11 protein-coding genes and 1 tRNA gene are annotated in these 14,164 nt (G+C 56.5%); 7 read left to right on the plus strand and 5 right to left on the minus strand.

Annotation, left to right across the window (positions count from 1 at the left end; translation table 11 throughout):
- Window positions 1-97 precede the first annotated feature (97 nt).
- Window positions 98-1,582 (plus strand): BCCT family transporter, encoded by a 1,485-nt coding sequence (locus ACR1XU_RS06850; RefSeq protein WP_480903867.1) that lies wholly within the window; start codon window positions 98-100, stop codon window positions 1,580-1,582.
- A 272-nt stretch (window positions 1,583-1,854) separates the two neighbouring features.
- Here ACR1XU_RS06850 and ACR1XU_RS06855 read toward each other — a convergent pair whose 3' ends face one another.
- From ACR1XU_RS06855 to ACR1XU_RS06875, 5 genes are all read right to left on the minus strand, one after another.
- Window positions 1,855-2,877 carry a DUF2955 domain-containing protein gene (locus tag ACR1XU_RS06855; protein WP_480903864.1) on the minus strand — a complete coding sequence of 341 codons (1,023 nt, stop codon included), beginning with the start codon at window positions 2,875-2,877 and terminating at the stop codon, window positions 1,855-1,857.
- Window positions 2,867-3,931, minus strand: coding sequence for an HlyD family secretion protein (locus ACR1XU_RS06860; protein WP_170612212.1), 1,065 nt, complete (start codon window positions 3,929-3,931; stop codon window positions 2,867-2,869). The genes ACR1XU_RS06855 and ACR1XU_RS06860 overlap by 11 nt, the downstream gene beginning before the upstream one ends.
- Complete coding sequence (locus ACR1XU_RS06865) at window positions 3,928-5,007, minus strand: AI-2E family transporter (RefSeq protein WP_170612210.1); 1,080 nt, start codon at window positions 5,005-5,007, stop codon at window positions 3,928-3,930. The genes ACR1XU_RS06860 and ACR1XU_RS06865 overlap by 4 nt, the downstream gene beginning before the upstream one ends.
- Window positions 5,008-5,174: 167 nt before the next feature.
- Window positions 5,175-5,501: a potassium channel family protein gene (locus ACR1XU_RS06870; RefSeq protein ID WP_170612208.1), complete on the minus strand. Its 327-nt coding sequence runs from the start codon at window positions 5,499-5,501 to the stop codon at window positions 5,175-5,177.
- 523 nt (window positions 5,502-6,024) lie between these two features.
- Window positions 6,025-6,114: transfer RNA gene (locus tag ACR1XU_RS06875), tRNA-Ser, on the minus strand.
- 399 nt (window positions 6,115-6,513) lie between these two features.
- Between ACR1XU_RS06875 and ACR1XU_RS06880 the strand changes: the two genes are divergently transcribed.
- The 6 genes from ACR1XU_RS06880 to ACR1XU_RS06905 all read left to right on the plus strand — a co-directional run bounded on the left by ACR1XU_RS06880 (window position 6,514) and on the right by ACR1XU_RS06905 (window position 14,162).
- Window positions 6,514-7,395 carry a FecR family protein gene (locus ACR1XU_RS06880; RefSeq protein WP_480903861.1) on the plus strand — a complete coding sequence of 294 codons (882 nt, stop codon included), beginning with the start codon at window positions 6,514-6,516 and terminating at the stop codon, window positions 7,393-7,395.
- A 69-nt stretch (window positions 7,396-7,464) separates the two neighbouring features.
- Window positions 7,465-9,684 carry a CHASE2 domain-containing protein gene (locus tag ACR1XU_RS06885; RefSeq protein WP_480915596.1) on the plus strand — a complete coding sequence of 740 codons (2,220 nt, stop codon included), beginning with the start codon at window positions 7,465-7,467 and terminating at the stop codon, window positions 9,682-9,684.
- A 162-nt stretch (window positions 9,685-9,846) separates the two neighbouring features.
- On the plus strand, window positions 9,847-10,896 hold the full coding sequence (locus ACR1XU_RS06890) for a patatin-like phospholipase family protein (RefSeq protein WP_170612152.1): 1,050 nt from the start codon (window positions 9,847-9,849) through the stop codon (window positions 10,894-10,896).
- Window positions 10,897-11,033: 137 nt separating this feature from the next.
- On the plus strand, window positions 11,034-12,062 hold the full coding sequence (locus ACR1XU_RS06895) for a catalase (protein WP_480903855.1): 1,029 nt from the start codon (window positions 11,034-11,036) through the stop codon (window positions 12,060-12,062).
- A complete protein-coding gene (locus ACR1XU_RS06900; RefSeq protein ID WP_170681703.1) occupies window positions 12,052-12,768 on the plus strand; it encodes a hypothetical protein in 717 nt (238 codons plus the stop codon). Before ACR1XU_RS06895 ends, ACR1XU_RS06900 begins: the two co-directional genes overlap by 11 nt.
- The gene (locus tag ACR1XU_RS06905; protein WP_480903852.1) at window positions 12,765-14,162 is read left to right on the plus strand and encodes a Dyp-type peroxidase; all 1,398 of its coding nucleotides are present in this window, start codon (window positions 12,765-12,767) and stop codon (window positions 14,160-14,162) included. Before ACR1XU_RS06900 ends, ACR1XU_RS06905 begins: the two co-directional genes overlap by 4 nt.
- The last annotated feature ends 2 nt before the right edge of the window (window positions 14,163-14,164 follow it).

The raw sequence follows: 14,164 nt of genomic DNA on the forward strand, positions 1-14,164 counted from the left end.
CATCGGCTTCTCGTGGCAATCCACGTTTGCGACTTTGTGTGACGGTATTTTGTGATTACGGTGCCAAGGCAGACGCACTTCTTCAGATTGGCGAGCGATGAAAGTTAACGCGCTATTGGTATCGGCACTTCTGGTCAGCAGCGGCATTGCCATTTGGGGCATTGTCGATCCACAGGGCTTGGGATCCGTTTCTTCCACAGTTGTTTCGATTCAATTCGAAAGCCGGGGCTGGTTCATTATGCTGGAAGCCAGTGCACTTTTGTTGCTGTCGATCTATCTCGCGCTGTCCAGGTTCGGTTCGATACGAATTGGTCCCGAAGGATCGGAGCCCGAGTTTTCCACTGTCGCCTGGATAGCAATGCTGTTTGCGGCGGGTATGGGCGTTGGACTGCTGTTCTTTGGCGCGTCAGAGCCTCTCACGCACTTTTCGGTTATTCGCAACTTCAGCGCCGACCCGGAAGCGGCCAGCCTGGCCATATTTGTCACCTATTTGAACTGGGGCTTTCATGCCTGGGCGATCTATGGCGTCGTCGGGCTGATTATTGCGTATTTTGCATTTCGGCGAGAGCGCTCCTTGCTATTGAGTGCACCGTTGCTGGACGTTTACGGGGACAAAGCCTGGACCCGGGCGTTGGCGTGGGTTTTCGATTTCTTGTCGGTTGTTGCCATCGCCGTCGGGCTGGCAGGCTCATTGGCGATGGGGGTGTTCCAGATTCAAACGGGATTGGCAGGGGTCCTGGGAATACCAAGCTCGTATTCGCTGACCGCGATTATCTTTGTCGTCATGTGCATTGCATTTCTTATCCCACTTCGGCGCGATCTGGGTGAGGGGATGTCCAGGCTGTCCAATCTGGCCATGAGTATTGCAATCGCCCTGCTGGTTTATTTGCTGCTTGTTGGTCCCACGTCCTTCGCGATGAATTCCATCGTTTCCGGTTTTGGCCGGTACGTTTTCCACGTCATACCCGCCGGGTTTTCGACAACCGAGTTTTTCGACGAAACCGTTTCCACATGGTTTCAGGACTGGACGCTGAACTACATGATCTGGTGGCTTGCATGGTCCCCGTTCGTCGGGATTTTCATTGCAAGAATTTCGCGCGGCCGCACGATCCGCGAGTTTCTGACCGGCGTCATCATCGCGCCGACTTTGTTCTCGATCTTCTGGTTTGGCGTTTTCGGCGGGATTGGTATCTTTGACGTTCTGGATGGAAGCGGCCATCTTCTGGAGGTGAACGCCGAAAGCCTCGATGCGACGACATTTGCTTTGTTGCAAGAGTTTCCTCTGCAATACGTGACACAGATCGCAACAATCGCGGCCGCGTTCCTGTTTGTGGTCACCAGTGTTGTCAGCGCCGGATTCACGCTTGCAATGATTGGAACGGGCGGAGATGAAAACCCTTCCCCTGGTGTGCGTACCATCTGGGGCGTGGTACTGGGCGGCCTGGGGCTGGCGATGATTTTTGTGAACGACGTGGCGCTCGTTCGATCCATTATCGCACTGTCAGCCATCGCGTTTGTCTTTATTGTGCCTGTCCTTGTTATTTGCCTTCTCAAGTCGCTGATGAAGGAGGTCACGAAATGACGGGATCAATCGTCGATACGGTGCTGAATGTAACAGTTTTCGCCTATATCGGTTTTTTGATTTGGCTTGCCCTGTACCGCGTTTAGCGCGGTGCGGAGGTAAGAAAACAGTGTCGGTTAAGCGGATTGGGGTGCGTTCGACATAGGCCGAGTTTCGGTATCCGCTGAATTGCTATCTCGCTGTTTTGCGGGCAATACCGACATCCAGAGTTTTGGGCAGACCACATATGTGACCATGCGCTGGCCTGTTATTGGCCGTGACGCCTGTTCCCGTCAGGCCGCGTTGTTTTGACTGGTCTGGCGTTGCTTTTCCGGCCAGAACTCATCCACCACGACGTAGGCTATGATCACAAAAAACGCAGCGCTGGCGACTTGCAGAACACGCGTGATGCTTTTGACGTCGGCCTCGTCGGAAAACGGTGCAATTGACCCGCCATACACAATCAATGCTGTTGTTATTGCAGACCCGGCAGCGGCAGCCAGTGGAACCTGAGTTTTGCCGAGCGCCCCAAGCGTCAGACAAAAGAACAGACAGAGCAGTATAGGCGTCAGAATGACCGGGGCGATCACGTTGATTTCATAGCAGATGATCGACACCGCCGCTCCAAGCAGGTTTGCTGTCAGCATAGCCTTGGCAACGGTCTTCCCCGCCGCGGGCATCGCAGCCAATTGCTGACTGAGAAGCGCCACAAAGAACAACACCAACAACGCCGACGCGCCGGACACGAAAAACGCCAAAGCAAACGGAACCGTGACAAGCGACATCCTGACGATCCGACGATGCGGGTCAAATTCAGGCGATGACGCTGCTTTTTTTTCAGCAGGCGTTGGGGGTTCAGCGGGGATCAGAACAAACATCAGTGTGGATACGAACCCCGCAAACAGAAGGTTCAGTGGGATCCAGAACACCAGCACCAAGGCCAAATCCTGCGATTGCAGCACAAGGTTCGGGATCATCAATGCCCCCATTAGGGCAATGACCCCGGGCAATACTCCTGCGCCTGACACCGACCATATGAACGACAGGATTATTCCGATCGCAACCAGAATCAGAAATACGACGGGATATGGTGCGAATACCGATGACAGCAGAAACGAAAGAAACATCAACCCGATCGAGAAGACAAACAGCTTTGCAAACGCCGCCAAAGGCAACGCGGCCGGCGCTTGAAGAAACAAGGCCGTGAACACGGCACCAACAACCGCAAGGGGCCAACCCAGGAACAGGCCCAACGAGAAGACGCCTGTTACCCCCAATGCAAGCCGGATGACCGAGTTTCTGTCCTCAGTACGCATAAGACAGGATCGAAACCAAACGAATGTAGGTGCGGCCAACCACGTTCAGTAGCGAGTTTTCGCTGAGATACATGATCACGTCCGCCTGCCCGTTGAGTTGAAAACGCAGGTCGTCCTCGGCGCTTCCAGCCTCATACCCGGGCAACACGATCCGAACCGGGAACCGTTCCGGCTCGCGCAGAAAACCCTTGGTGCTTGGCGGGCTTGCCAATTGGCCGGGCTCATCTCCACCGCTCAGGGAAACAGCTGCGCTGAAGCTTTCGATTACACCCGGGACAATCTTGCCGGGATGCATGTCCAGCACCACGTCGACGGGCGAGCCTACAGACGCTCTGCCAAGGTTGTTTTCGGTAAAATACGCTTCGATCCAGACGTCGGTCGCATCCAGAAAGGTCAGCAGGTCCTGCCCGGAGCGCGCATATGTTCCGGGCGCGATCAGTAAGTTGGAGATCACACCTGTTGCCGGCGCGCGCAGCTCGGTCCATTCAAGATTAAGCTCTGCATCTGCCAGTGCCGCCAGTGCGCGCTGAATCTTGGGGTTTTCCACTCCCTCGCTGCCGAGCCTCTGCTTGGCTTTCTCCAGATCCGCTTTGGCGTTCTCGAAATTCGCCTCTGACTCTGCCAGTTGCCCTCGCGCGTCATCCGCTTTTGAAACCGCGATCAGTCCTTTCTTTTCAAGCGCAAAAACCCGCTCTGTCTGTATGCGCATCGTGTCGAGGTCACTTTGCGCCCTAGCCAGTTTGGCCTGCGCCGCACTTACCTCGGCCGAGGAAGCGCCCACTTCCTGTGTTGCAGCTTCCAGATCCGCTTCTGCCTTTGCGCGATCGATTTCATATGGTCTGGCGTCAATCCGAACCAGCACGTCACCAGCTGAGACGACCTGACCGTTTTCGACCAGAACTTCGGTCACCGTGCCAGTGACCTGCGGCACGATCTGCGTTGCCACGGCCTTGACTCTGGCATTTCCCGTAAACGGAGTTTTCCGGTCGGCAACCAGATACCACACAAGAAAAACAAGAATGACGGCAAGTGTCGTCCATATTGTTTTTCTCATTTTGCCGCTCCTTCAGCAGCGTCTTCCGTTTCGGGTGAGGCGTCGATCCAGACCTTGAACAGCTCGTAGAAGACGGCGAACAGAACCGGTCCCATGAAAATGCCGATCAAGCCGTAGGCCATCATGCCACCGAGAACCCCAATCAGGATCACCAGCATTGGTGTCTCAAGACCTTTTGAGATGAATACCGGACGTAGGAAGCTGTCCATGATGGCGACAGGGATGGCCAATATGGTGAACACCAAAGCCGCACCACCGGACATCGAGCTCCATGCGTAGATAACCACAGGCAATAGCACCAGACCGGGCCCGATCTGAATGATGGACAGGATCAGGCAGATAAACGCCAGCGTCGCCGCGGAACCAATGCCAAACAGAACCAACAGCAACCACACGACGACAGCTTGAATCGCCGCCACTCCGATGACGCCCTTTGTGACATTTCGGATTGTTGCGCCCGCCAAAGTTACGAACTCACCCCCGCGTGGCGCAAACACACGGTTGGCAAATCGTTGCAGACCCTGAACCAGGTTCGGGCCGGGGCTGAACAGGGCTCCCATGATCAAAACCGAAAGGGCCAGTCCCAAAAGCCCGATCCCGATACCCAGAACCTTACCAAAGAGGGATTTGGTCACTTCCAGGATTTGTGTGCCATATTTCGCCAGCGCGCCGTCCAGGTTCCTTTCGAACATCCCCCAGACTTCGGCGATCTTGTTCCCGACCAGGGGCAGCTCCTTGAGACCTTCAGGCGCCGGCGGGACTTTCAATTCACCGCTGTCCGCCTGTTCCGCAAACTCGCCTCCAAGCTCTGCTGCGCCCGATACTGCAGTTGCGACGGGCCCCAATGTCAGAACCAGACCCAGCAAAACCAGAATGGTTGCGGCCAGCGACTTGCGTCCGCCCAACTTGGACTGAAGCCAATCAAAAACCGGATAAAGCGCGACGCAGAGTATCGTCGCCCAGATCACCACGCTTGCCAGCGGCGCGATCATGACCAATGCGCTGTAAAGGAATAACCCAAGAAAAAGCAAGCGAATTGCCAGATCCACAATTCTTGCGTCTTGTGTCTTTTCCATACCGTCCCTCCATTATTCGTTTTCCAAACCTTACACTCAAAAAACGTGATATGTACATTTTTTCAAACATCGTCGCTTGGTATGGGTTTGATGAAGCGTCGAAAAAACGAACTGCGGCTTCAGCACTGCAGTTGTTTTTTGAGCGCAGCGTCAGGGCTACGGTCGTTTTACTCGTCTGCTTTTTTGTCATCCTGAGACAGGATCGTGTCCGCAATCGTGGTTGCCGCAGTCACAAAGACACCCAGTCCGACAATGATATAGACCATGGTAAAAATCTTACCTAACGCGGTCTCGGGCGAGAAGTCACCGAATCCGACGGTCGAGATTGTCACTACGGAAAAGTAGATGGAATCCAGCCAACTCCAGCCTTCTACATAGTGATAAAAAACAGACGCCCAAAGGATCATGCCTATGGTGAAGGCCAAAAGACTCTTCACCCTGCCGTCCTTCAAGGCGACGCCGATCCCGCGTGTTATTCTGGTTAGTGAGTTCATTACGCCCCCGCCCGCAAAATAAATTCATACATAACAGTATTGGAATGAAATACAAAATTTTGATGAGAGTGGGCCTGTGCTGGCTCAAAACTTGCGTTCAGGTTCTTCGCGAACACGCCGCGCAGGAAACCTTCGCATTGGGATCGGATCGGTGTTTGTCGGGTTTTGGCCGAACTGTCCGGTGGCGGAGCCAGCGCTGCAGTTGCTCGCTCCAGAAGTTTCTGCCGCGCGTCACTATGGCCGACACGCAGTCAGGTCGCTTGCTTCAAACTCCAAGTCGGACGCAAACCGGGAAGCGTTCGTCTTGTAACCGCTCCGGTTGAGGTTTGGCACAAAAGAAGCTCGAGCGAGGGAAGATTCCCAACCGAAGGAATCCGACAGTGCGATCCAAAGCCTAAGGTGGGTAGACGTCCACGGCTAAGGTGAGTTGAATCATCCGACGCGTCGAACTTCAATTACTAGCGTCCATTGTCGCGGGTTCGGTCGACAAAACCCCGAAACATCATCTGGTTTCAATGTTGTATGGCGGAGACGAAGGGATTCGAACCCTCGAGACGGTTTCCCGCCTACTCCCTTAGCAGGGGAGCGCCTTCGACCACTCGGCCACGTCTCCGCCGACGGGTATATCCGTGCCTGTCACCAAGATACAAGGCGATTTTCCTGCTAAATGGCAAAATTCTGCAAACCGCTGCAAATCAGAATTCCGGGGGGCCGTACATGTGACAGTCTTCGTCGAATAACAGCTGTTTTCCTGGCAGGGAGTGCCGGACAAAAACGACGGTTCAACACGAGGCCGCCGTCATCTGACCACAGTCGTTTTTTGGGGCTGTGATATTAAACTTGCCAAAAACATAAGCATTACTGCATATTTGCCTATATTTAGTCTGCAGATTTATTCTGTTTGTTGTGAGGCATCAATCGGGCTTGGGGTGGTGTGTACCCGGCAGGAACCTTTGGGGGAAAGGGGCTTGGATTGGCTTGGTTAAAAGTGTGTTTGGCAGTTTGCCTTATTGTGATTCTGCCGTCGCAGGTCGTCGCAAATATCGGAAAAGTCGTCAGCGCCAAGCAAGGCGCTCAGGTGACGCGTGCCGGAGAAACACAAGCGTTGCGGACGGGGATGGAGGTCGACTCGGGTGATGCGATCGCGACTGACGGATCAGGCGTGGTTCAGCTTGTGTTTGTCGATGACACGAAAATAGCCATCGGCCCAAATGCGCGTATGGTCATTGATGTCAAAATGCTGCGGAACAACCGCAAGGCCAAGTCCTTTGCGGTACAGGCACTGGGTGGCAGCTTCCGGTTCATTTCCGGAAAAAGCAGAAAGCGGGCTTACTCCATTTCGACGCCATCAGCGACCATGGCGGTGCGCGGAACGACTTTCGATCTCTGGATTGCTTCCGGCGACCAAAGCGCGATGCTGGTTCTGGAAGGCACTGTTCGAATGTGCAGCCTGAACGGGTCGTGCCGATCCACAGGGAGACAATGCAGCCTTTTTGCGAACAGTAAGGGTGGCGGCGTCGGACGGCCGGTGGATCGCGAGCAATACAGGAAGGCGCTGGAAAGCGGTTTCCCGTTCGCGCGGTCGCAGGAAGGGCTGCTTCCGCCGCTTCAGGTCGAATTCGGCGGCTGTTCCGAAAACGCCAGGCCGGTTCGCTTCTTTGCATCACCCGGTCGGTCTGAACCCCGCCCTGCGCCGCCCGGTGAAACGAGTACCAATGAGGCGCGTGCTGTGTCAGATCCCACCCCGCCAGACAACCGCCCGGATCCGCCATCCCAACCAGACCGTGACCCGGAGCCTGAACCCGAGCCCGAGCCTGAACCCGAGCCGGAGCCTGAACCTGAGTACGATCCTGAGCCTGAACCAGAACCCGAGCGTGATCCTGAAGTCGAATAGGGTCTCCCGGGAAAACGACTCGGACCGTATTGTCGGAACAACGTGACCCCCTTGCGCCCGGAGGCAGAGGTGACAGCAAGAACAAGGGATAAAAACAGCCGAAAATGGGCATTCCGTCTATTCGGAATTGTTTTGATCCTGTTCGGTTGCTTGGTTCGTTCGATGGACCCCTATCCGGTTCAGATGTCCCGTCTGATCTACTTCGACATCCTGCAAAGACTGTCTCCACGCGAATACAATCCCGACTTGCCGGTGCGCGTGGTCGATATCGATGAAACTTCCCTGGCCAATTGGGGGCAATGGCCCTGGCCACGCACGTTATTGGCGCAAATGGTGGAAAACCTGGGTGAATATGGCGCGGCGGTCATCGCCTTCGACATGCTCTTTGTCGAGCCGGATCGGTTTTCGCCTTCCCGTCTTCTCAATGACCCGGCGCTTGAAGGGTTGGTTGATATCGAACCAGGTGCAAAGGCACTGGATAACGATGTCTTGTTCGGGTTCGAAATGGCCCATTGGCCAGTCGTGCTGGGCGTCGCGGCGCGCCTGACAGGTGGCGACCGCGAGGTGCCACCCAAAACGGGCATTGTCGAAATTGGCGACTCGCCGACGACCGGTTTGATCTCGGTTCCACACTGGGCGCCCCCCGCCGAGCCGCTGGATCGCGCCGCGGCTGGCATCGGAGGGGTCAATGTCTCGCCCTTGGGCGGAACCGGGGTGGTCCGGCGCGTTCCGGCACTGTGGCGCGGACCTGATGGAGTGATGCCGGGGCTGGGAATCGAGGCGCTGCGGATTGCACTGGATGAACCCATCATTCTGGCAGAGGGGTCTCAGGACGAACCCGGAATAATGCTGGGCATCGATGTTGGGGGCTACGCGGTGCCTACAACGGAACACGGTGAGATCTGGGTGAAATACCGGCGCGACAATCCAGACCTTTATCTGTCGGCAGACCGCGTCATGCGTTCGGCCGACGATCCGGATCTGCAGAAAAAAATCGAAGGCCGCATCATTCTTGTCGGCACCTCGGCAGCTGGTCTGTTCGACATTCACCAGACGTCCCTTGGGGAATCGGTGCCCGGGGTGTCCATTCATGCGCAGATTCTGGAACAGATCCTGACAGGCGATATGTTGAACCGGTCAGATGTCATCGCGGCGCTGGAATTGATCGCATTTGTCATTCTTGGGCTGGTGGTCACGGCAGTCATGTCGAGCTTTGGAGCCGTTGCGTCTTTTGTCGCCGGCGGCATTGCGGCGGCGGTTGTGATGGCGGTTGGCTGGCTGGTCTTCCAGAACCAGCAGATCCTTTTTGATGTGACGTTCCCGATGATTGGCGGAATGGCGAATTTCGGGTTGTTGGCGGGCTACATGTTCATTTCGACTGAGCGGGAAAAACGCGCCATTCGAAAAGTGTTTTCGCATTATGTAGCGCCCGAAATTCTGGATGAGATGGAAGCAACCGGCCATCAGTTGCATCTGGGCGGTGAAATTCAGGAAATAACCGTTATGTTTTCGGATATCCGCGGGTTCACGCCGCTGTCCGAAGGGGTGACCGCCACCGACCTTGTCGCCCTTCTGAATGAGCTGTTCTCTGAAGTCGGGGACCAGATCCTTCTCGAGCGTGGGACGATCGACAAATTCATCGGTGACGCCGTCATGGCATTCTGGAATGCGCCCCTGCCGGTCAAGGATCACCCGCATCGCGCCGCGTTGGCGACATTGAACATGCGCAAAGCACTGGCTGAATTCAACAGATCTGACATCATGAAAGATCGTCCTCCGCTTGCCCTGGCAACCGGATGTGCGACGGGTTGGGCTTGTGTCGGCAATATCGGGTCGCGCAGCCGGTTCAATTACACCGTCATTGGCGATGTGGTGAACGTTGCGGCGCGCATCGAACAGAGTTGCCGCAATGTCGACTATGATATTCTGGTCTCGAACTCGGTACAGGAAGCGACTGAAACGACCCTTGCCACTCTGCGGGCCGGGTTTGTCGATCTGAAAGGCAAATCCCACCCGGAACCCGTATTTGCGCTGGTAGGCGATCAGGAGCTGCTAGAAAGCGAACAATTTCAGAAACTCAGCGCAGAGCATTCGAACCTGCTGGAAGCCATTCGCAACCGGCAGCCGCATCTCAGGATCATGGAAATGTGCGATAAATGCGCGACGCTCGCGAAACCCGTTGAGCCAGGATTGCTGAGTTTCTACCGCGCGCTTCCAAGGCGTGCAGCAGACTTCCGGCTTGATTTCCCTACCGACAAGATCCTGTTCTCGCACAAAGACCGCGCCTGATTACCAGACGCGCCCATTGTCTGCCAGGTGCTTGTACCCCGGTGAAAATTTTCTGATGATATGGGAAAGAACGAAAACGAAGCAGTCAGACAGGCTCGCGGAGGGGTGATACTTCGACCCGGTCCGCAACCCTTCTCTGAAGACAATAACGGGGTAAATCGGATGCCATTCAAACTGGTTTCCTGCGACGGTGGCGGAATTCGTGGATATCTGACGTGCCGTATTCTGCAGAGTTTGCACGAGGAAACTCAGCTTCTGGACAAGGCGGACGGTTTTGCGGGCACGTCAACCGGTGGACTGATCGCGGTGGCATTGGCCGACGGCCGGACCCAGGGCAAAGATATGGCCACGCTGATCGAAAAGCTGGCCGCACACTACCGGGACGACGCCGCCACGATTTTCCGCGAAAACGAACGCAGCCTGCTGGACAAGGTGGCGGACAGGGTGCTGCAGAAATTCAAGCTGGGCGGCGGACCGGGCATTACGGCGGCGCAGTACAATGCCTCGGGTCTGGCGGAAATCGGGCTGTCGCTTGTCGGCGACCGGACCATATCTTCGCTATCACGCGATCTGGTTCTGGCGGTCAACACTGTGTGCCTCCATCGCAGTGACAAGGTAGGCTGGGCGCCGTTCACCATCACAAACCATGACGTCGAGCGCGACGCCTGGCTGGACATGAGTGCGGTCAAACTGCTGGACGTGGCCATGGCCAGTTCAGCGGCGCCGTCCTATTTTCCGCCGCACCTGATCAGGGCAGAGGGGGTTGATTACGGCTACTTTGCCGATGGCGGCGCTTTTGCCAACAACCCGGTGATGAACGGAATTAACGTTGCCATCGCTGCGGGCCGGGCGCCGGGGTTGGACCAGATCGAGGCCCTGTCGATCGGCACCGGGCAACAGCCCACCGACATCTCGGAACAGATGATCCGGGATCCCGACGACTGGGGGCTGCTCAAGTGGTTTGGCGTCACTTCCAACGCGCCCAAGGGTGCCTTGATCGAATTGCTGCTGACGACATCGGCTGAGAACCTGTACTGGATGGCCCACTTGGTTTTGAAAGACCGTCTGGTCCGCATAAACCCGCCACTGCCGAAAATGGTCGGATTGGCGACGCACAAACCGTCGTCTTACACCCTGATGGACCAGGCATTCGAGGCCAGCAAGCAAGGCAGGGATTGGGCCAAGGCCGTCGAGATGGCGCGCCGCTGGTAAGGATTGCATCACGTTCCTGCCGTCAGGGAACCGCGACCCAAGCGCGTGTACATGTGACGTTTTTATTGCCTTTGGGGCCGCAGCCGTTAAGGTTAACACATAGGTATTAGTGATTAATTAACGCTCAGGGGGGAAATATGAGCGCTCCCGGCATTGCCGAGCAGCTGGTTCATGTATTGCATCGACCAGATGGCGATCCCAAGCTGCGACCGGTTCATACAATAGGCATCAGCGCGACAGGTTTCTTCAAGCCCTCTCCGATTGCCCGGAACTTCTGCGCCGCCGACCATTTCCGTTCCGACAAGACGGATGTCATCGTTCGGTTCTCGAACGGCTCGGGATGTGCCGCCGTACATGACGGCTGGTCCGACGTGCGCGGTATGGCTGTCCGGTTTCACCTTTCGGATGGCACCGACACCGACTTGATCGCCATGACGCTGCCCGAGTTCTTTTCGTCGACGCCCGAGAACTTTCTGGATTTCGCCGAGGCGGCGAAACCCAAAATGTACTATGGCGAGTCGCCGTGGCGGAAGATCATCAACCTGCTGCAATTGATCCTGCCAAAACGGGATCCCTACCCGAACGAAACCATCAGCCCGGATGACGGTGCCATCAAGTTCGCGGACGAGAATGCCGAGGCACAATTAGGCGTTCTGCAGGCGGCAGCCATCGGCGCGCCCGTCAGCTATGTTCGCGCGGCTTATCATGCGGTTCATACATTTATTGTCACCGGCGAGGATGACGTAAAGCGCTGGGTCCGTTTTTCATGGCAACCGATCGCCGGTGTTCTCAAAACCGATCCCGCGGAAACCCCGGACGATGACTATTTGCGGCAGGAGCTGAAAGACCGGCTGGCAGTCGAACCCGCACGGTTTTCACTGATGATGGCCATTGGTGAGGTGGGCGACGATTTCGAAAATTCGGCCCGGCCATGGCCGCCGCACCGCAAACGCATCATGATGGGCACACTGACGCTGGACGCGGTGCCCGAGGATCAGATCGCGAATGCGGAAAAGCTCAGCTTCAATCCGGGCCTATTGACGCCCGGGATCGAGGTTTCAGAGGATCCGGTTCTCAAGATCCGCATTGAATCCTACGAATTCTCCAGCCAGCTGCGGGACGCGACTCCCTGCCCATTCCCCAAGAGGCCATCCGATGACACGTAAGGACAGCTGGTTCAATCGCTACGTCAACAGCCTGCCCGAGCGGGGATGGTTCAAGTTCCTGTCGCGCTACGTCGTGGTGCCGTTCTGGATCTGGAAAGAGCCCAAGCCCAAGCTTCCGGGCGGGCCCAGACCTTCGCCACAGCCCAGTGAAAACGTCCAGCGCATGATGAACCTGATCATGCCGCTCAAGGATCCTTCGCCGGCCGGAAGGGCGCATGCGACGCTGGCGATTGCACAGAATGTGGACGAGATCTTTGCCGGGCTGGACAATGTCGGAACCGTTCATTTCGCGCGTTTCCTGCTGATCGAAGACAAGATTTGCATGATCTCGGTCTATGACGGTGATTTCAGCAACTACATCCGCGATTTCATCACCACCATCGGCAGTGTTTTCAACGATGTTATTTCGCTGGTGGACGGTGCCGAACACCTGATCCCGACGGAACACAACGTCGAGGAGTTCATCGACTGGGTGCAGGAACATGACCTGTTCCAGGCCGCCGATTTCCCGACTGATCTGTTCGGGCTGCAGGACGCCGCAAAAGGGCTGCCGCCGAACCAGCCGCCGCACAAACTGGCGACGTTGCCGCGTGAGTTCGTTCTGCAATTGCACGCGAACCGCAATCTTTCGTTGGGAGGAGGCTATCGCGCCTATCCCGGAGTTTCCGCCGCGCAGGTGCGCCAGAAATTTGGACAGGGCTGGTGAACACAAAATTCAACCTCGCAGACATTCAAGGCAATATCCTGCGTGGATATCGCCGCAATCTTGTACGTCATCTGGTTCTTGAGGTCAGCGACCGCGTAGCGGCCCGGCAGTTTCTAGCAGCAGCAGTGGATGACAGCCACGGCGACGTTCCGGCGATTACCCGCGATGTTACCTGGACCGTCAGGCCGCCGTTCTGCTTCAACATCGGAATTTCCTTTGAAGGGCTGCGCGCTCTGGGCACGCCGGCTGAGCATCTTAAGACCTTCCCGACGGAATTCGTTCAAGGGATGACCAAACGGGCGATCAAGATCGGGGACTTTGGCAAAAGCGCGCCCGAAAACTGGCCTGCTCCGTTTGACAAGCCCGAGCGGATACACCTGATTGCATCGGTTCATTCCGACACCGAAGACCATCTTGATCAGGTCGAGGCGCAAGTTGCCAAGGCCTTCACCATTCTCGGTGTGCGCAATGGGCGGAATCTGCCCGAAGGGAAAGTGTTCTTCGGGTATGTCGACGGTATCTCGCAGCCGCGCTTCAGGCATGTCACCGATCCAGATCAGGTGGGTGTGGATGAACCCATGGACCCGCTCGGCACGGCGCTGCTGGGATATCCCACCAAACAAGAAGGCGTGCTGTTCCGCGTTCCGTCCCCGCACGAGCTGGGATTCAACGGGTCTTTCAATGCCTTCCGGGTGCTGCAACAAGACGCCGCCGGATTCGAGGCCTATCTGGACAACGCCGCTACGGAACTGATGAGCCATCCCAAAAGGGACCTTTTGGCGGACCCGAAGAAACTGCATCTCATCGTCAAAGACCCGGATATGCATGGCGCCCTTCGCGAAGTGGTCGCGGCGCAGATGTGCGGGCGCTGGCGCAACGGGACCCCATACGAATTGTCGCCAAACGCCCAATTTCCCGAGGAAGAAGTCTCACTAACCAATTTCGACTATTCGCACGGCTCACGCTGCCCGGCCGGATCGCATTTGCGGCGCGGCAACCCGCGGGGCGGGCCGATCGTTCAGCGCATTGCGAACTACACGCGGCGACTGGTCCGACGCGGCATGTCTTATGGCCCGGACTTTGACCCCCAAAATCCCGATGCCGCGGAACGCGGTCTGTTGGGCAGCTTCATTGGTGCCAATATTGGCGCGCAATTCGAGGCCGTCATGTGCGACTGGATCAATCTCGGTCTGCAGGACCCGAACATTACCGGCGCAAACGATCCGCTGCTGGGTGCGAATACGCCCGAAACCAGCTGGTTCGATATGACCCTGCCGGATGGTGACACGATCCGCCTGCGCGGTTTTCCGCGCCTGATTTTTGCACGGGGCGGTGCCTACACGTTCCTGCCAAGCCTCGCGGCGATCAAGTACCTGTCCGAGTTGAACACCTGAAC

The sequence above is a fragment of the Ruegeria sp. D1(2025) genome (genome assembly GCF_056536425.1).

Coding starts and splice junctions, on each gene's coding strand:
- ACR1XU_RS06850 (WP_480903867.1), top strand. CDS start 98: ATGAAAGTTAACGCGCTATTGGTATCGGCACTTCTGGTCAGCAGCGGC.
- ACR1XU_RS06855 (WP_480903864.1), bottom strand. CDS start 2,877: ATGCGTACTGAGGACAGAAACTCGGTCATCCGGCTTGCATTGGGGGTA.
- ACR1XU_RS06860 (WP_170612212.1), bottom strand. CDS start 3,931: ATGAGAAAAACAATATGGACGACACTTGCCGTCATTCTTGTTTTTCTT.
- ACR1XU_RS06865 (WP_170612210.1), bottom strand. CDS start 5,007: ATGGAAAAGACACAAGACGCAAGAATTGTGGATCTGGCAATTCGCTTG.
- ACR1XU_RS06870 (WP_170612208.1), bottom strand. CDS start 5,501: ATGAACTCACTAACCAGAATAACACGCGGGATCGGCGTCGCCTTGAAG.
- ACR1XU_RS06890 (WP_170612152.1), top strand. CDS start 9,847: ATGCCATTCAAACTGGTTTCCTGCGACGGTGGCGGAATTCGTGGATAT.
- ACR1XU_RS06895 (WP_480903855.1), top strand. CDS start 11,034: ATGAGCGCTCCCGGCATTGCCGAGCAGCTGGTTCATGTATTGCATCGA.
- ACR1XU_RS06900 (WP_170681703.1), top strand. CDS start 12,052: ATGACACGTAAGGACAGCTGGTTCAATCGCTACGTCAACAGCCTGCCC.